The organism is Xanthomonas chitinilytica (assembly GCF_026107455.2).
GTDB lineage: Bacteria > Pseudomonadota > Gammaproteobacteria > Xanthomonadales > Xanthomonadaceae > Stenotrophomonas > Stenotrophomonas chitinilytica.
The window spans coordinates 1-16,195 of record NZ_JAPCHY010000014.1 but is presented as its reverse complement, the minus strand read 5'-3'; the positions used below and the strand labels follow the sequence as shown (position 1 = coordinate 16,195).

Genomic DNA, 16,195 nt, shown 5'->3' with positions numbered 1-16,195 from the left:
GGGACGCAACAGCGTGTGCCGTTGTGACAGAGCGGGCGGACGGGCACTTTGCCCTAAAATGGGCGGCTCAATCCCCCGCCAGCCTCGAGCAAGCGAGCAAGCCGTGACATCGATCAAGCAGGAAGACCTCATCCAGTCCATCGCCGACGCACTGCAGTACATCTCGTACTACCACCCGGTCGACTACATCAAGAACCTCGCCGCCGCCTACGAGCGCGAGGAGTCGCCGGCGGCGAAGGAAGCGATGGCGCAGATCCTGATCAACTCGCGGATGTGCGCCGAGGGTCACCGCCCGATCTGCCAGGACACCGGCATCGTCACCGTGTTCCTGGAAATCGGCATGAACGTGCGCTGGGACGACGCCACCATGGGCGTCGAGGACATGGCCAACGAGGGCATCCGCCGCGCCTACGCCTACCCGGACAACAAGCTGCGCGCCTCGGTGCTGGCCGACCCGGCCGGCAAGCGCACCAACACCCGGGACAACACGCCCGGCGTGGTCAACATCAAGGTGGTGCCGGGCGACAAGGTGGACGTGATCGTCGCCGCCAAGGGCGGCGGCTCGGAAGCGAAGTCGAAGTTCGCCATGCTCAACCCGTCCGACTCCATCGTCGACTGGGTGCTCAGGACCGTGCCGACCATGGGCGCCGGCTGGTGCCCGCCGGGGATGCTCGGCATCGGCATCGGCGGCACCGCCGAGAAGGCGATGCTGCTGGCCAAGGAATCGCTGATGGAGCCGATCGACATCACCGACCTGCAGGCCCGCGGCCCGTCCAACCGTGCCGAGGAGCTGCGCCTGGAGCTGTACGAGAAGGTCAACGCACTGGGCATCGGCGCCCAGGGCCTAGGCGGCCTGACCACCGTGCTCGACATCAAGGTCAAGGACTTCCCGACCCACGCCGCCAACCTGCCGGTGGCGATGATCCCGAACTGCGCCGCCACCCGCCACGCCCACTTCACCCTGGACGGCAGCGGTCCGGTGATGCTGGATCCGCCGTCGCTGGAGGACTGGCCGCAGATCACCTACGACGCTTCCAAGGGCACCCGTGTCGATCTGGACACGGTCACCCCGGAAGAAGTCGCCAGCTGGAAGCCGGGCCAGACCCTGCTGCTCAACGGCAAGCTGCTGACCGGCCGCGATGCCGCGCACAAGCGCATGGTCGACATGCTCAACAAGGGCGAGGAACTGCCGGTCGACCTCAAGGGCCGCTTCATCTATTACGTCGGCCCGGTCGACCCGGTGCGCGACGAAGTGGTGGGTCCGGCCGGCCCGACCACCGCCACCCGCATGGACAAGTTCACCCGCCAGATCCTGGAGCAGACCGGCCTGCTGGGCATGGTCGGCAAGGCCGAGCGCGGCCCGGCCGCGATCGAGGCCATCCGCGACAACAAGTCGGCCTACCTGATGGCGGTCGGTGGCTCGGCCTACCTGGTGTCCAAGGCGATCAAGGCGGCCAGGGTGGTCGGCTTCGCCGACCTGGGCATGGAGGCGATCTACGAGTTCACCGTGCAGGACATGCCGGTGACCGTGGCGGTCGATTCCACCGGCGAGTCGGTGCACCAGACCGGCCCGCGCGAATGGCAGGCGCGCATCGGCAAGATTCCGGTGGTGGTCGAATAAGCCACGCCGGCATTGCTGGAGATCGGGCGACGGCCCGGGCTATGCTCGGGCCGTCGCCGTTTCGGAAGGAGAGGCTGGTGCGCGCAATGCACTGGATCGTGATGCCGCTGGCGCTGCTGGCGGCCGGATGCGCTGGCGGTGGCTGGCGCGATGCGCCGAAGGGCGATCCGGCCGCCTGCGTGAACTATTGCCAGAGCCGCCACCAGGCCTGCATGGCCAACCCGTCGGGCTACGGCGACTGTGGCGAGGCGAACAGGCGCAACCAGTGCGACAAGATCACCGACCCGGAACTGCGCGGCGCCTGCCAGACCTCGATGGCGTTCTGCCAGAACCGATCCCCCGGTGCGGTGTGCGGCGAGCGACTGGAGAGCTGCATGGCCGGCTGCAACTGACGCACCACCGGGCAGCGCGTGCCCACGTGGTACCGGCAATCCCGCGGCCGGGCTGGCCGGTAAGATGCGACACCGTCTGCCGGAGAAAACCCCATGTCTGTCGTTCTGTACGGCTCGCAAAGCACCGCCTCGCTGGTCGTGCACTGGCTGCTGGTCGAACTGGGCATCGACCACGAGTTGATCCTGCTCGATTTCGACAGGCGCGAGCACAAGTCGCCCGACTACCTGGCGATCAACCCGGCCGGTCGCGTGCCGGCCCTGCTGATCGACGGCCAGGTGCTTACCGAATCGGCGGCCATCGCCATGCACCTGGCCGACCTGCACCCGCAGGCCGGGCTGGCGCCGACGCCGGGCACGCCGGCGCGCGGCGACTACTACCGCTGGATGTGCTTCTGCATCTATACGCTGATGCCGGCCTACCGCGCGTGGTTCTATCCGTACGAACCGGCCGGCGAGGCGAACGTCGATGCCGTGAAGGAGCAGGCCCGCCTGCAACTGGAAGCGGCGTGGCAACAGGTGGCCGGGCACCTGCAGGCCGGCGGCCCCTACCTGTTGGGCGCGCAGCTGTCGGTAGCGGACTTCATGCTGACCATGCTGATGCGCTGGTCGCGCAACATGCCGCGCCCGACCGACGACTGGCCGGCGCTGGCCGCGCATGCGCGACGGATGAAGGAGCGGCCGTCGCTGGTCGAGGTCTATCGCCGCGAGGGCATCGACGACTGGACCTGAGGTCGGCTCAATCCACGTAATCGTCGTACTTGCGCCCGCCCTGGAACGGCATCAGGTGTTGCCTGATGATGTTCTTCGGCACCGTCTCCAGCTTCATCACCCCGTATTCCTGCGGCCATTCGTCCTGGTCGCGGGGCAGCTTGAAGGTGCCCATCAGCATGTCGACCAGCGGCAGGTGGATGGCGTAGTTGACGTCGATGTAGTCCTGCTGCCGGGCATGGTGCCAGTGGTGGTAGCGCGGCAGCACCAGCAGGTATTCGAGCCAGCCGAAGCGGATGCCCAGGTTGGCGTGCGCCAGCACCGCCTGCAGCCCGACCAGGATCACGTAGGCGTTCACCGCCGGCGTCGAGAAGCCCAGCACCAGCAGCGGCAGCAGCACCGCGCTGCGGGTCAGCACGATCTCGACCAAATGGATCCGCGAGCCGGCCAGCCAGTCCATGTGCCGGCTGGAATGGTGCACGGCATGGAAGCGCCAGAGCCAGGGAATGTTGTGGTAGGCGCGGTGCAGCAATGCCTGCGCCATGTCGGCGACGAACACCGCGAGCAGGAACTGCAGCCAGACCGGCAGCGACTGGATCAGCTGCTTGAGCGCCGGGAACGCGGCCAGCCCGGCGATGGTGGAGGTCGAGGCCGTCACCAGGATCAGGATGAACTGCACCAGCACGTGGCTCATGAAGAAATAGCCGACGTCGGTGCGCCAGCCCGGGCGCAGCGGCGAGAGCGGGCGCTTGCCGAGGTAGTGCTCCAGCGGCACGAACACCAGCGCCGAGAAGAACAGCGACAGCACGAACCAGTCCAGGCCCAGCGAGTAGGGCGTCTGGCCGATGGCGTCGAGCTGCACGTTGGTGCCGCCCAGCAGCACCGCGAGGGTGGCGCTGCCCACGCCGATCGTGGCAATGCGTTTGTTGCGGTCGCGCAGGATCGCCACGGTGCCGAGGATGAAGGCGGCCGCCAGTCCGACCAGCAGCAGGTGGCGCGCGAACTGTTCGTTGTAGATGGCGCGGAACTCGCGGCTGGTCAGCAGCTCCGGGAAATGGAAGCAGGTGACCGCCATCAGGCTCAGCAGCCCGAGCAGCGCCGAGCCGTAGGCGAAGAACGAACGTCGTTGTCGGGTCATGCGCGGGCTTCCTGTCCTGGACGCCGTCATTGTGCCCGTGCCGCCAGGCGCGGCGAAAGCCCGGCTCAGGGCAGCAGTTCGCGCACGGTTTCCGGTGGCCGGCACAGGCGCACGCCGCGCGCGGTTTCCACGATCGGGCGGTTGATCAGCACCGGATGGGCGACCATCGCATCGATCAGCGCATCGTCGTCCAGCGCCGGGTCGGCCAGCCCCAGTTCCGCATAGGCGGCCTCCTTGTCGCGCAGCAGCCCGCGCGGGGCGATGCCCATGCGCGCGACCAGCGCCTTCAGGGTGGTGCGGTCCGGCGGCGTCTTCAGGTATTCGACCACCACCGGTTCGATGCCGGCCCCGCGCAGGATCTCCAGTGCGCCGCGCGAATTGCTGCAACGCGGGTTGTGCCAGATCGTCGCCTTCATCAGAACCACTCCAGCAGCGAGACGCCGACGCCGACGTAGGTCGCCTTGTGGTTGTAGTCGATCATGCTTTCGCCGTAGCCGTCGAACACCTGCACGTGGCCGCGCAGCAGGCGGGTGATCGGGAAGCCCCAGTCCAGCTGCAGGGCGCCGTGCGAGCGGTCGCCGCCACGCAGCGAATGCCGCGCCATCAGCGCCAGCTCGTGGCCGTCGCGGTTCCAGATCAGGGTCGCGTCGCCGCGCCCCATGTAATCCTCGATGTCCGGGTTGTTGTCGTCGCGGCGGTTTTCCTTGATCCGGTACCACGGGCGCAGTACCAGCGCCCAGTTGTCGCGGTCCATGCCGACGTTGAGGATCACCCGGTTCCAGCTGCGCGACAGCGGGTCGCTGCGGCCGTTGGACTGGTGGTTGAACTGCAGCGCGGTCATGCGCCCGTGCCAGCCGCCGATGCGGTAGTTGTTGCGGAAGGCGAGCATCAGTTCCGGCTCGTAGTTGGTCTCGCGGAACGGGCGCGACTGCTCGCTGTTGTAGGCCTGCCAGCGCGAGCTCTGGGTATACCCGGCCCACAGGTCGCCGTTGTCGCCGAACAGGTTCTCGGCCACCTTGGTCTTGAAGCTGAGCTGGAACTTCAACTCGGTGCTGGTCAGCTGCTGCGACTCGGTCACCGTATTGGCCGGGTTCGGCGAGTGCGGGAGCTGGTTCTTCTCGCTGGTCCAGAACGCCGGGAACAGGTAGACCGGCTTGTAGGCCCGCAACTGGTAGGTGCCCAGCTTGGAATCCTTGGCCAGCTCCCAGCGCCGGTCCAGCAGCGAGCCCTTGCCGGCATTGGCGATGGCTTCGTCGTAATGGTCGGTGCTGAAGAACTCGTCGGCGCGCCGGCGGGTGCGTTCGCCCAGGGTCGCATCGGCGGGCAGGGCGGCCTCGCGGTCCTGCTTCTGCGACTGCGCGGCCGCGAGCGCGGCGGCGTCGGCGCTGCGGGTATCTTCCGCCGTGCGGCCGAGGGCGGCGTCGTAGCAGGCCAGGCGCGCCGAATCCGAGGAGATGGCCAGGCAGGCCTGGGGCGTGGCCGGGGCGGGCAGCGCTTCCTGGCCCAGCGCCGGTGCGGACAGCATCGCCCATGGCAGCAGCAGGGCGGTATGGGCGGGTCGAACGTGCATGGGACTCCTTAGCGAATTGCATGGACCGGCGACGGTCCGGATGGTGCCAGTTTTTGCCGCCGGATTGGCCGGCCGGTGCTGCGTGCCGACCGGTGTCAGAAGAACCAGGCGAACGCGAACAGGCCGAGCATGGCGACGATCAGTGCTGCCTTGAAGGCGATGCCGAGCAGGATGCCCAGCCAGGTACCCAGGCCGACCCGGGCGGCATGGCCGAGCTGGCGGCTGTGCCAGTACTCGCCCAGCAGCGCGCCGGCCAGCGGGCCGACGAACAGGCCCAGCGGCATGAAGAACAGGCCGGCCACCGAGCCGATGAGCGTGCCCCACAGCGCCTTGCGGCTGGCGCCCACGCGCTGGGCACCGACCACCGTGGCCAGGATGTCGGCCACGAACGACAGCAGGGTCAGCAGGCCCAGCACCAGCAGCGGCACCCAGCCGACCCGTTCGAAGCCGTCGGCCCAGGCGCCCAGCAGCAGCCCGGCGAACACCAGCGGCACCCCGGGCAGCGCCGGCAGCACCACCCCGGCGATTCCGGCGACGACCAGCAGCGCCGCTAGCAGATACAAGATGAATGAAGGGTCCATTGGGGTCCGTATGGGGGACTAAAAGGGCTTGACACGCCGGGCATTGATGGATTGCATTTTCATTTGCCCCGGGTTAAGTTGCAGCCGCTGAGCTTGGCAAGGTCACCGTGAATCGTGGCCTGATGGGTAGATCCGTCGATCCGCTACATCGCTGCACCTCGCTTCCTCCTTGCAGTCAGCCGCCGACCAGGCGTAACCAACCTAACAAGCGTGTCACAGGGAGTTAGTCGAGATGGCAGATCGCGAAACCGGTACCGTCAAGTGGTTCAATGATGCCAAGGGCTTCGGGTTCATCAGCCGCGAGAATGGCGAGGATGTTTTCGTGCATTTCCGCGCAATCCAGACGCAGGGCTTCAAGAGCCTGAAGGAAGGACAGAAGGTCAGCTTCACCGTCGTCCAGGGCCAGAAGGGCCTGCAGGCCGACGCGGTGCAGCCGGACTGACTGGCGTCGACAAGGCATCGATAAAGACAAGGCCCGCGCAAGCGGGCCTTGTCGTTTGCATCCAATGGATGGGGATCAGCGCAGTACGACGCGGCCGTTGACCACCCGCACGTAGGTGTTCTCGCGGATGCCGCCCAGGTCCTTCTGGTTGACCACGATCACGCGGCCGTCATCCATGCGGACCTGGATGTCGTAGGAATTGCCGGTCACGTTCTGCTGGATCTTGTTGCCGGCCAGCGCACCTGCGGCAGCGCCGGCGACGGCGGCGACATTCTGGTTGCCCTTGCTGCCGCCGGTCTTGTCGGAGATCTCATGGCCGGCGACCGCGCCGACGATGCCGCCCAGCACGGCGCCGGTGGCGGCCGGGGCGGTGCGGCCGGAAGCGACCGTGTCGATGCGGGTGACGATGCCGCAGTCGGCGCAGCGGTTGGTGGAATAACCCTGGTTGCCGTAGCCGCTGTTGTAGCCGCCGCCGCTGCTGTAGCCGGGCGAGGTGGCGCAACCGGCCAATGCCAGACTGGCAATGGCGCCGACGGCGATCAGTTGGATCTTCATGGTGTTTCTCCTTGCCAGAGGGTTGGGATGCGGTCTCTACCGCATGGGCACGATCCTGTCGCTTCCCACGTGAACGCAACGCCAACCGCGCGGCGCGTTCAGCGGAAGTCCTGGTGGCAGGCCCGGCAGTCGGCTTCGAGCTGCTGGTTCAGCGTGGCCGTCGCCGCGCAATCGGCCGGCGGTGCGGCGATCGCGTCGTTCAAGGTGGCGCGGAACCGGCTGGCGTGTTGCTGGAACCGGGCATCGTCGCGCAGGCCGGGGAAGGCCAGGTCCAGGTCGTTGGACAGCGCGCGCAGGGTCTGCAGCCGCGGGACGATGTCGGCCGTCGAACAGCGGTTCTGGGCCTGGCTGTCGCGCAGCAGCTGGAGCTGCCGCGACATCACCTGCATCAGGCTGTCGGGAAACGGGTCGCGGCGCGCCTGCAGCGCGCGGCCCAGCATCACCGTGGTGACGATGCCGATGAGCAGGCCGACGACCAGGACGGCCAGGTAGCGCGGGGCGGAGGAGGGCTGGCGGGGGGCTTCGGACATCGTGCTGGCTCCTTGGAAAGCGCGCCGATGGTACGGCACCCGGCAAGGTCGCCACCATGTCCCGTGGTCGGTGGGGCGTCGTCGCGGTCGCGAACCTCCGGCCCGGCACGGCATCCATGGAGGCACCGAAGCCGGTCGGCCGCGCCATTTGCCAAGCAGGGAGGATCCGCCCCGGCGCCCGCCACCCGCTCCCTGACCGCGGATCGGATGTGCGGCTGCGCGCTTCTCCGGCCCGCTGCGGATGCATGCACGCGATGCGATCCGCTCGGAAACGGCGGCACGCCATTAAAATGGGCGGATGAAAGAACAATTGCGCGAACGCTTCGCCGGCATCGACCGGTTGTACGGTGCCGGCACCATCGAACGGCTGTCGGGCTGCCGGGTGGCGGTGGTGGGGATGGGCGGGGTCGGCTCGTGGGTGGTGGAGGCGCTGGCGCGTTCGGCGGTCGGCCACCTGACCCTGATCGATGCCGACGACATCTGCGTCTCCAACACCAACCGCCAGCTGCCCGCGCTGGACGGGCAATACGGGCGCAACAAGGCGCTGGCGATGGCCGAGCGCTGCCGCGCGATCAATCCGGACATCGACGTCGATCCGGTCGAGGCGTTCCTCACCGCTTCCAACATGGAACAGCTGCTGGACCGGCGGTTCGACCTGGTGATCGATGCCTGCGACAGCTTCCGGGTCAAGGTCGAGGCCATTGCCTGGTGCCGGCGCCGCAAGCTGCCGGTCCTGACCGTCGGCGCCGCCGGCGGCCGCACCGACCCGACCCTGGTGCGGATACGCGACGTGTCGCGCACCGAGCACGACGCGATGCTGGCGTTGATCCGCAAGAAGCTGCGCGGCGAGTTCAACTTCCCGAAGAACCCGCAGCGCTATTTCGGCGTGCCGGCGGTGTACTCGCTGGAGAACGTCAAGTACCCGCAGGCCGACGGCAGCGTGTGCGGCCTGCGGCCGCAGCTCGGCGCCGATGCGGCATTGAAGCTGGATTGCGGCGCCGGCCTGGGCGCGGCGACCCACATCACCGGCGCGTTCGCGTTCGCCGCCGTGGGCAAGGCGCTGGAAATGCTGCTCAAGCCGCGGCGCGGCGAAGCCCGCGTGCCGGCGGAGGCGGACACCGCCACCGGTTGACGGCGGCGGCCAGCGCGACCGTCAGGCCGCGGACGGCAGGCCGAACAACCGGCGCGCGTTGGCGGTGGTCGCCCGGGCGATCTCCGCTTCGGGTTGCCCGCGCAACGCGGCGACGGTCCGCAGGACCACCGGCAGGCGCGCCGGTTCGTTGCGCTGGCCGCGGATGTCGGCGTCCGGCTGGTCGGGGGCGTCGGTTTCCAGCAACAGGTATTCCAGCGGCATCTCCGCCGCCAACCGCCGCAGCCGGTTGGCGCGCGGGTAGGTGAGCGGGCCGCCGAGGCCGATCAGGAAGCCGAGCTGCCACAGCTGGCGCGCCTGCTCGGGGCTGCCCGAGAAGCTGTGGACCACGCCGCGCAGGCCGCCGACGCGCCTGATCGCGGCGATGACCTCTTCGACCGCGCGGCGCGCATGCACGATCAGCGGCAGGCGGTAGTCGCGCGCCAGCTCCAGTTGGCCATCGAAAAAGTGGCGCTGCCGTTCCGGGTCCAGGCCGGCCACGAAGAAGTCCAGCCCGCACTCGCCGATGGCGCACGGCCGCTCGCGTTCGATCCACTCGCGCAGCAGCGGCAGGTGTTCGGGCGCGTGTTCGGCCAGGAACATCGGGTGCAGTCCATAGGCCGGGTGCAGGCCGGGCTGTATCCGGCAGACCTCGCGCAGGCCGGGCCAGCTGGCAGCGGTGACGGCCGGCACCACCTGCGCGGCCACGCCGGCCTGGCGGGCACGGGCCACCACCTGGTCGCGGTCGGCGTCGAATTCGGCCGCGTCCAAGTGGCAATGGCTGTCGATCAGCTGCATGGCGATATCAACGGTCCGGCGGAAGCGCCCGGGGTTCCAGCGGCGCCTTGCGCTTCTTCCAGTTGGCCAGCAGCAGGGTGCCGAGGCCGAACAGGATCTCGTCGACGAAGGGCACCGGATCGGGCAGCAGCAGGCTCAGCGCGAACAGCGCGGCGGTGATCTTGAACAGGGTCGGGTAGCGCAGCTTCCGTGCCCATTCCAGCAGCGGCAGCAGCATCGGACTTGGCATGATGGGGGTCCTCGTCGGGTGGGAAAACGCTATCACGACGGATATTGCGACGTTGCGCCGGTTTCCGAAGGCACAATGTTAACGGGACGTGGATTTGTTCAGCTTGTTCGTGCTGGAATTGGCACCACAAGAACGCGGATCGTCCGCAGGGAGCTGGTAATGAAGAGCAATACCACAACGATACTGGTTGCCGCGGGGGCATTGCTGGTGGGCGGCATCGCCACCGCTGCTTTCATGAGCGGCCGCGACAAGCCGGCCGACCTGGCCGGCACGACGGAAACCCGCCCGGCGCTGAACACCTCGCTGGCGACCGATGACGCCGCGCTGACCGACGAGCTTGCCACCGGCGGCAAGCTGGAATACGCCGACGTGCTCAAGGTCGAGCCGGTGACGCAGAAGGAGAAGCTGTACGCCACCGTGATCGGCAGCGAGCCGGTGCGCGAGACCACCTCCACCACCGTGCCGCGGGAAGTCTGCGAGGACGTGGTGGTGCAGGAGCGGCTGCCCGAGCGCGACGGCAACGTCGGCGGCACCGTGGCCGGTGCGGTGATCGGCGGCCTGATCGGCAACCAGGTGGGCGGCGGCAGTGGCAAGAAGGCGGCCACCGCGGCCGGCGCCGTGGCCGGTGGCGTGATCGGCAACCAGGTCGACAAGCGCCATGTCGGCGGCAAGGTCGTGACCCGCACCGAGCGCCAGTGCCGTACCGAGAACAGCACCTCCGAGTCCTCGCGCGTGACCGGCTACAACGTCACCTACCGCAATGCCGACGGCACCACCGGCACCATGCGCATGGACAGCAAGCCCGGCACCCGCATCGCCATGGGCAATGCCGACAACGTGATCGGCTACGACGTGACCTACCGTTTCGACGGCCAGGAAAAGACCGTGCGCATGGACGACAAGCCGGCCAGCGACCGCCTGCCGGTGCTCGACGGACAGCTGGTCACCCAGACCACGGCCGCCGGCGGCGAGGCCAACAGGCAGTAAGCCGTTCCGTCGCCGAACCTTGCAGCGAAGGCCGGCATTGCCGGCCTTCGCTGTTTCCGGCGTCCATGCGCCCGGTCGGGCGCCCGGACGCGACGGTGGCGAAGCATCGCGGGAAGGCGTGGGTCTGCGCTGTCGGCGGCAGGCACCGGCGTTCTCCATGCAGGAACCAGGCACGGCTTGCCCCGCACGGGCAGGAAGGCGACGCAGAGCGGGCCGTGCGCTTTGCTGCGCCCGCACTTTCCAACCTGCCCCGATTGCGTTGAGATGGAGCGCCGCCGCGCCGGCGTGCGCCACCACCAGCAAGGGGAATCGTTGCGATGCCGACAGACCGCGTTCCGTTGACCGTCCATGGCATGTCCGCCTCCGGCAACTGCCACAAGGTGCGGCTGCTGCTGGAGCAACTGGGGACGCGTTATCGCTGGGTGGAAGTGGACGTGCCGGGCGGGCAGTCGCGCACGCCGCAGTTCCTGGCAATGAACCCCAACGGCAAGGTGCCGCTGCTCGAGCGCGCCGACGGCCGCGTGCTGGTCGAGTCCAATGCGATCCTGTTCTGGCTGGCCGAGGGGACGCCGTACCTGCCAAGCGACGGCTGGGAGCGGGCGCAGGCGCTGAGCTGGATGTTCTTCGAACAGTACTCGCACGAACCGTTCATCGCGGTGGCCCGTTTCGTCAGCGGCTGGACACCGCTGGATTCGCCGCGTCGCGCCGAACTGCCGAAGCTGCGCGAGCGCGGCCACCAGGCGCTGGAGGTGATGGAGCGGCACCTGGCCGGGCACGACTGGTTCACCGGCGCCGGCTACGGCATCGCCGACATCGCGCTGCACGCCTACACCGCGGTTGCCGACCACGGCGGCATCGCGCTGGACGGCTACCCGAGCGTGCGCGGTTGGCTGGCGCGCGTGGCGCAGACCCCCGGCTTCGTGGCGATGCCGCCGCCGGATGCCGCGGCCGCGGCGCTGATCGCCCGGTCCCGTTGATCCTTCGCTTGCCTTTCCCTGGTTCTCCCGTCGCGGAGAAAGGAGCCTGATCGCATGTTCGTCGATGTTCCCGATCCCATCCCCGCACGCATGAAGGGCCTGAACCGGGCCGAGATCTGCGACGTCAATTTCGTCGAGTTCGTCAGGGGCTGGAACGGCGGCGGCAAGCGGCCGCCGGCGGGGGATGCGCCGGTGCTGGCCGGCAGCGCGCTGGACGCGCGGGGCTTCGCCGAACTGTTCGAGTCGCAGCTGGTCAGCCGCCACCTCGACCTGATGGCGCGGGTGCTGCGGGTGCAGAACAAGGTCTTCTACACCATCGGCTCGTCCGGCCACGAGGGCAATGCGATGGTGGCGCGGGCGGCCCGGCATACCGATCCGGCGTTCCTGCATTACCGCTCGGGCGGCTTCATGGCCGAACGCTTCCGCAAGCTGCCGGGCATGGACCCGGTGATGGATTCGGCGCTGTCGTTCGCCGCCAGCGCCGAGGACCCGGCCAGCGGCGGCCGCCACAAGGTGTGGGGCAGCAAGCCGCTGTGGGTGCTGCCGCAGACCTCGACCATCGCCTCGCACCTGCCCAAGGCGCTGGGCACGGCGCTGGCCCTCGAGGCCGGCAAGCGGCTGGACCGGCCCTTGCCGGTGCCCGGGGACAGCATCGTGATCTGCTCCTTCGGCGACGCCTCGGCCAACCACGCCACCGCGCAGACCGCGTTCAACACCGCTTCGTGGAGCGCCTACCAGAAGCTGCCGGCGCCGGTGCTGTTCGTGTGCGAGGACAACGGCATCGGCATCTCGGTGAAGACGCCGGCCGGCTGGATCGCCGAGAGCTTCCGCCAGCGCCCGGGGCTGGACTACTTCGCCGCCGACGGGCTGGACCTGGCCAGCGGCTATGGCCAGGTCCAGCAGGCGGTGGAACATTGTCGGCGGACCCGGCGCCCGACCTTCCTGCACCTGCGCACGACCCGGCTGATGGGCCACGCCGGCACCGACTTCGAGGTGGAATGGCGGCCGCTGGAGGAACTGTGCGCGGTGGAGGCGGCCGACCCGCTGCTGCGCTCGGCGGCGATCGCGCTGGAATCAGGGCTGATGGACCGGGACGCGGTGCTGGCGCTGTACGAACGCACGCGCGAACGCTGCTTCGCCGCCGCGACCGCGGCCGACCGGCGGCCCAAACTGGAGTCGCTGCAGCAGGTGGTCGCACCGCTGGCGCCATACAGCCCGGAGGCGGTGCAGGCCGAGGCGCGGCGCGACGATTTCGCCGCGCGCCGGCTCGAATTGTCCGGCGGCGAACCGGCCCTGCCGGAAAACCAGCCGCCGCGGCACCTGGCCATCCAGATCAACCAGGCGCTGCACGAGCTGATGTGCAAGTACCCCGATACCGTGCTGTTCGGCGAGGACGTGGCGCAGAAGGGCGGCGTCTACACCGTCAGCAAGGGCCTGCTGAAGGCGTTCGGCCCGCGCCGGGTGTTCAATACCCTGCTCGACGAGACCATGATCCTGGGCCTGGCCCAGGGCTTCGCCAACCTGGGCCTGCTGCCGCTGCCGGAGATCCAGTACCTGGCCTACCTGCACAACGCCGCCGACCAGCTGCGTGGCGAGGCCTGCTCGCTGCAGTTCTTCTCCAACGACCAGTACCGCAACCCGATGCTGGTGCGCATCGCCGGCCTCGGTTACCAGAAGGGCTTCGGCGGCCATTTCCACAACGACAATTCGATCGCCGCGCTGCGCGACATCCCCGGGCTGGTGGTCGGCTGCCCGTCGCGCGGCGACGACGCGGCGAGCATGCTGCGCACGCTGGCGGCGCTGGCGCGGGTGGATGGCCGGGTATGCGTGTTCCTGGAGCCGATCGCGTTGTACATGGCCAAGGACCTGCATGCCGCCGGCGACGGCCAGTGGCTGTTCCCGTACCCGCCGCCGGGCGAGGCGATGCCGCTGGGCGAGGGCCGGGTCTACGGCGAGGGCCACGACGACCTGGTGATCTTCACCTACGGCAACGGCGTGCCGATGAGCCTGCGCGCGGCGCGGCGGATCGAGGCCGAGCAGGGCTGGCAGGTACGGGTGGTGGACCTGCGCTGGCTGGTGCCGCTCAACGATGCCTTCATCGCGGCGCAGGCTGCCGGTGCGCGGCGGATCCTGGTGGTGGACGAGGGCCGCCGCAGCGCCGGGGTGGGCGAGGGCGTGGTCACCGCGCTGGTGGAGGCCGGGTTCGGCCGGGTACCGCAGCGCCGGGTGGTGGGGGCCGATACCTATACGCCGTTGGCGGGGGCAGCGCTGCTGGTGCTTCCGGGCGACAATGACATCGTGCAGGCCGCGGCGGCGCTGGCCCGGGAATAGAGAAGCATGTGTGGATTGGCGGGAATGCTGCTGGCAACGCCGGGGTTGTCCGGCGACGCGCTGGCGGCGCTGGCCGGCACGATGGGCGACGCGCTGGCGCACCGGGGACCGGACGATGCGGGGGTGTGGGCGGATGCCGCGGCGGGAATCGCGCTGGCGCACCGGCGCCTGAGCATTCTCGACCTGTCGCCGCTGGGGCACCAGCCGATGGCGTCCGCCGATGGTCGCTACCAGCTGGCCTACAACGGCGAGATCTACAACTTCGCCGCGTTGCGTTCCGAGCTGGAGGCGCTGGGCCACGGTTTCCGCGGGCATTCCGATACCGAGGTGCTGCTGGCGGCCATCGGCCAGTGGGGGCTGCAGGAGGCGCTGGCGCGCAGCAACGGCATGTACGCCATCGCCCTGTGGGATCGCCACGAGCGCTGCCTGTGGCTGGCTCGCGACCGCGTCGGCAAGAAGCCGCTGTACTACGGCTGGGCCGGCGACGCGCTGGTATTCGGCTCGGAACTGAAGGCACTGTGGCGGCACCCGGACTTCGACAACGGCATCGACCGCGATGCGTTGACCCTGCTGCTGCGGCTGGACTACATCCCGGCGCCGCACTGCATCCACCAAGGCGCGTTCAAGCTGATGCCCGGGCGCCTGCTGCGGCTGGATGCGGCAACGGTGGCCGCCGGCGCTGCCGCGCATCGCCCCGAGCAGGCGCAGCGACCGTTCTGGAACGCGCGCGAGCGCATGCAGCAGCGGCTGGCCACCCCGTTCGGCGGCAGCGACGAGGCGGCCGAGGAACAACTGGACGCGCTGCTGCGCGATGCGGTGGCGCTGCGCATGGTGGCCGACGTGCCGGTGGGCGTGTTCCTGTCCGGCGGCACCGATTCGTCCGTCGTCACGGCGATGATGCAGGCGCAGAGCAGCCAGCCGGTCCACAGCTTCAGCATCGGCTTCGAGGGCTCGCACCACGACGAGGCGCCACTGGCGCGCGAGGTGGCCACGCAGCTGGGGACCGACCACACCGAGCTCTACGTCAGCGGCGCCGATGCGCTGGCGGTGGTGCCGCGGTTGCCGGCGATGTTCGACGAGCCGTTCGCCGACGCCTCGCAGGTGCCGACCGCGCTGGTGGCGCAGCTGGCCCGCGGCGGGGTGACGGTGGCGCTGTCCGGCGACGGCGGCGACGAGCTGTTCTTCGGCTACACCCGCTACCAGCGCGCGCTGCGCAACTGGGCGCTGCTGCAGCGCCTGCCGGTTCCGCTGCGGCGCTGGCTGGCCGCGCGCGAGGGCGGGCGCGGCGAGGACTCGCGCACCGGCGGGCTGGCGGCGCTGCTGGCCGAAACCGGCGCGCGCGGCATCGGCGACGTGTACCGCAACCGCATCTCGCGCTGGCGCGATCCGGTCGCGGTGGTGCCGGGCGCGACCGGCGCCGACAGCTTCTACAGCCTGGCCGACCCGCTGCACGGGGCGGGCACGCCGGCCGACGCGATGATGCTGGCCGATTTCGCCAGCTACCTGCCCGACGACCTGCTGTGCAAGGTCGACCGTACCTCGATGGCGGTCGGGCTGGAGGCGAGGGCGCCGCTGCTGGACTGGCGGGTGGCCGAGTTCGCCTGGTCGCTGCCGCTGCACATGAAGCTGCGCGACGGCACCAGCAAGTACCTGCTCAAGCGCGTGCTGCGGCGCTACCTGCCCGAGGGCATGGTCCATCGCGGCAAGCGCGGGTTCGGCGCGCCGGTGAGCGCATGGCTCAAGGGCGACCTGCAGGGCTGGGCCGATGGGCTGCTGGCGCCGGAGCGGCTGGCCGCCGAGGCGGTGTTCGAGCCGGAGGCGATCGCCGCTGTCTGGCGGCGGTTCCGGCAGGGGGAGCGCAAGTGGCATACCCACCTGTGGAACGTGCTGATGTTCCAGGCCTGGCAGGAGCACTGGCGCGCCTGCCGCGCCGCGGTCCGGCGCGCATAGCGGCGGCATCGCGCCGCCGTGCGCAGGCTATCTTCGGGGCTCGGGCGGCCGGTCCCGGGCGCGCGGCGATGCGCCGATCCGACCGGCGCCCCGCAGCTCGATGGACTTTCACCGCGGCCGAAGGAATCCCCGGCTAGGTGTGATCTCTCAGTAGGTTGTTCATCCGGGGCATCTCTGGAAGATGGAGGTTGCGAAGCCAACCCAGCCCCCAGGAGCCCCGGATGAACCTGCATAAACATGCCCGTCTTACGCCTCGC

The 16,195-nt window shown here is 69.4% G+C and carries 17 protein-coding genes; 9 read left to right on the top strand and 8 right to left on the bottom strand.

The genetic code is table 11. The features are described 5' to 3' along the window. Positions 1–103 precede the first annotated feature (103 nt). The 3 genes from OK345_RS14875 to OK345_RS14865 all read left to right on the top strand — a co-directional run bounded on the left by OK345_RS14875 (position 104) and on the right by OK345_RS14865 (position 2,742). Positions 104–1,621: a fumarate hydratase gene (locus OK345_RS14875; protein WP_265128772.1), complete on the top strand. Its 1,518-nt coding sequence runs from the start codon at positions 104–106 to the stop codon at positions 1,619–1,621. Positions 1,622–1,698: 77 nt separating this feature from the next. Next, entirely contained in the window at positions 1,699–2,013 is a 315-nt protein-coding gene (locus tag OK345_RS14870; protein ID WP_265128771.1) for a hypothetical protein, read from the top strand. A gap of 93 nt (positions 2,014–2,106) precedes the next feature. Then, positions 2,107–2,742 carry a glutathione S-transferase family protein gene (locus tag OK345_RS14865; RefSeq protein WP_265128770.1) on the top strand — a complete coding sequence of 212 codons (636 nt, stop codon included), beginning with the start codon at positions 2,107–2,109 and terminating at the stop codon, positions 2,740–2,742. Positions 2,743–2,749: 7 nt separating this feature from the next. Here the strand turns inward: OK345_RS14865 and OK345_RS14860 are convergent, their stop codons facing one another. The 4 genes from OK345_RS14860 to OK345_RS14845 form a co-directional block, all read right to left on the bottom strand. Then, positions 2,750–3,859, bottom strand: coding sequence for a sterol desaturase family protein (locus OK345_RS14860; protein ID WP_265128769.1), 1,110 nt, complete (start codon positions 3,857–3,859; stop codon positions 2,750–2,752). Positions 3,860–3,924: 65 nt separating this feature from the next. Continuing rightward, the gene (gene arsC, locus OK345_RS14855; protein ID WP_265128768.1) at positions 3,925–4,275 is read right to left on the bottom strand and encodes an arsenate reductase (glutaredoxin); all 351 of its coding nucleotides are present in this window, start codon (positions 4,273–4,275) and stop codon (positions 3,925–3,927) included. Then, positions 4,275–5,429 (bottom strand): phospholipase A, encoded by a 1,155-nt coding sequence (locus tag OK345_RS14850; protein WP_265128767.1) that lies wholly within the window; start codon positions 5,427–5,429, stop codon positions 4,275–4,277. Before OK345_RS14850 ends, arsC begins: the two co-directional genes overlap by 1 nt. A gap of 95 nt (positions 5,430–5,524) precedes the next feature. Then, on the bottom strand, positions 5,525–6,010 hold the full coding sequence (locus tag OK345_RS14845) for a DUF456 domain-containing protein (protein ID WP_265128766.1): 486 nt from the start codon (positions 6,008–6,010) through the stop codon (positions 5,525–5,527). 232 nt (positions 6,011–6,242) lie between these two features. Between OK345_RS14845 and OK345_RS14840 the strand changes: the two genes are divergently transcribed. Continuing rightward, on the top strand, positions 6,243–6,452 hold the full coding sequence (locus tag OK345_RS14840) for a cold-shock protein (protein WP_225763595.1): 210 nt from the start codon (positions 6,243–6,245) through the stop codon (positions 6,450–6,452). A gap of 75 nt (positions 6,453–6,527) precedes the next feature. On the opposite strand, the gene OK345_RS14835 is transcribed toward OK345_RS14840, so the two are convergent. Together OK345_RS14835 and OK345_RS14830 are read right to left on the bottom strand one after the other, a co-directional pair. Next, complete coding sequence (locus tag OK345_RS14835) at positions 6,528–7,007, bottom strand: glycine zipper 2TM domain-containing protein (RefSeq protein WP_265128765.1); 480 nt, start codon at positions 7,005–7,007, stop codon at positions 6,528–6,530. Between the two features lie 98 nt (positions 7,008–7,105). Continuing rightward, positions 7,106–7,537, bottom strand: coding sequence for a hypothetical protein (locus OK345_RS14830; protein ID WP_265128764.1), 432 nt, complete (start codon positions 7,535–7,537; stop codon positions 7,106–7,108). 298 nt (positions 7,538–7,835) lie between these two features. Between OK345_RS14830 and OK345_RS14825 the strand changes: the two genes are divergently transcribed. Continuing rightward, positions 7,836–8,669, top strand: a complete 834-nt coding sequence (locus OK345_RS14825; RefSeq protein WP_265128763.1) for a tRNA threonylcarbamoyladenosine dehydratase — start codon at positions 7,836–7,838, stop codon at positions 8,667–8,669. Between the two features lie 21 nt (positions 8,670–8,690). Here OK345_RS14825 and OK345_RS14820 read toward each other — a convergent pair whose 3' ends face one another. Both OK345_RS14820 and OK345_RS14815 read right to left on the bottom strand, forming a co-directional pair. Then, the gene (locus OK345_RS14820) at positions 8,691–9,464 is read right to left on the bottom strand and encodes a TatD family hydrolase (RefSeq protein WP_265128762.1); all 774 of its coding nucleotides are present in this window, start codon (positions 9,462–9,464) and stop codon (positions 8,691–8,693) included. A gap of 7 nt (positions 9,465–9,471) precedes the next feature. Next, positions 9,472–9,693 (bottom strand): DUF6116 family protein, encoded by a 222-nt coding sequence (locus OK345_RS14815; protein WP_265128761.1) that lies wholly within the window; start codon positions 9,691–9,693, stop codon positions 9,472–9,474. 159 nt (positions 9,694–9,852) lie between these two features. On the opposite strand from OK345_RS14815, the gene OK345_RS14810 reads away from it, so the two are divergent. The 4 genes from OK345_RS14810 to asnB all read left to right on the top strand — a co-directional run bounded on the left by OK345_RS14810 (position 9,853) and on the right by asnB (position 15,938). After that, a complete protein-coding gene (locus OK345_RS14810) occupies positions 9,853–10,680 on the top strand; it encodes a glycine zipper 2TM domain-containing protein (protein ID WP_306332102.1) in 828 nt (275 codons plus the stop codon). Between the two features lie 317 nt (positions 10,681–10,997). Next, positions 10,998–11,657 (top strand): glutathione S-transferase family protein, encoded by a 660-nt coding sequence (locus OK345_RS14805; RefSeq protein WP_265128760.1) that lies wholly within the window; start codon positions 10,998–11,000, stop codon positions 11,655–11,657. A gap of 54 nt (positions 11,658–11,711) precedes the next feature. Continuing rightward, a complete protein-coding gene (locus OK345_RS14800) occupies positions 11,712–13,988 on the top strand; it encodes a thiamine pyrophosphate-dependent enzyme (RefSeq protein WP_265128759.1) in 2,277 nt (758 codons plus the stop codon). Positions 13,989–13,994: 6 nt separating this feature from the next. Continuing rightward, positions 13,995–15,938, top strand: a complete 1,944-nt coding sequence (gene asnB, locus OK345_RS14795; RefSeq protein WP_265128758.1) for an asparagine synthase (glutamine-hydrolyzing) — start codon at positions 13,995–13,997, stop codon at positions 15,936–15,938. Positions 15,939–16,195 lie beyond the last annotated feature (257 nt).

Bases quoted from the DNA above. Each gene is read 5' to 3' on its own strand.
- OK345_RS14845 (WP_265128766.1), bottom strand. From the start codon at position 6,010: ATGGACCCTTCATTCATCTTGTATCTGCTAGCGGCGCTGCTGGTCGTC.
- arsC (WP_265128768.1), bottom strand. From the start codon at position 4,275: ATGAAGGCGACGATCTGGCACAACCCGCGTTGCAGCAATTCGCGCGGC.
- OK345_RS14815 (WP_265128761.1), bottom strand. From the start codon at position 9,693: ATGCCAAGTCCGATGCTGCTGCCGCTGCTGGAATGGGCACGGAAGCTG.
- OK345_RS14810 (WP_306332102.1), top strand. From the start codon at position 9,853: ATGAAGAGCAATACCACAACGATACTGGTTGCCGCGGGGGCATTGCTG.
- OK345_RS14825 (WP_265128763.1), top strand. From the start codon at position 7,836: ATGAAAGAACAATTGCGCGAACGCTTCGCCGGCATCGACCGGTTGTAC.
- OK345_RS14850 (WP_265128767.1), bottom strand. From the start codon at position 5,429: ATGCACGTTCGACCCGCCCATACCGCCCTGCTGCTGCCATGGGCGATG.
- OK345_RS14800 (WP_265128759.1), top strand. From the start codon at position 11,712: ATGTTCGTCGATGTTCCCGATCCCATCCCCGCACGCATGAAGGGCCTG.
- OK345_RS14830 (WP_265128764.1), bottom strand. From the start codon at position 7,537: ATGTCCGAAGCCCCCCGCCAGCCCTCCTCCGCCCCGCGCTACCTGGCC.
- OK345_RS14835 (WP_265128765.1), bottom strand. From the start codon at position 7,007: ATGAAGATCCAACTGATCGCCGTCGGCGCCATTGCCAGTCTGGCATTG.
- OK345_RS14805 (WP_265128760.1), top strand. From the start codon at position 10,998: ATGCCGACAGACCGCGTTCCGTTGACCGTCCATGGCATGTCCGCCTCC.
- asnB (WP_265128758.1), top strand. From the start codon at position 13,995: ATGTGTGGATTGGCGGGAATGCTGCTGGCAACGCCGGGGTTGTCCGGC.
- OK345_RS14820 (WP_265128762.1), bottom strand. From the start codon at position 9,464: ATGCAGCTGATCGACAGCCATTGCCACTTGGACGCGGCCGAATTCGAC.
- OK345_RS14865 (WP_265128770.1), top strand. From the start codon at position 2,107: ATGTCTGTCGTTCTGTACGGCTCGCAAAGCACCGCCTCGCTGGTCGTG.
- OK345_RS14840 (WP_225763595.1), top strand. From the start codon at position 6,243: ATGGCAGATCGCGAAACCGGTACCGTCAAGTGGTTCAATGATGCCAAG.
- OK345_RS14860 (WP_265128769.1), bottom strand. From the start codon at position 3,859: ATGACCCGACAACGACGTTCGTTCTTCGCCTACGGCTCGGCGCTGCTC.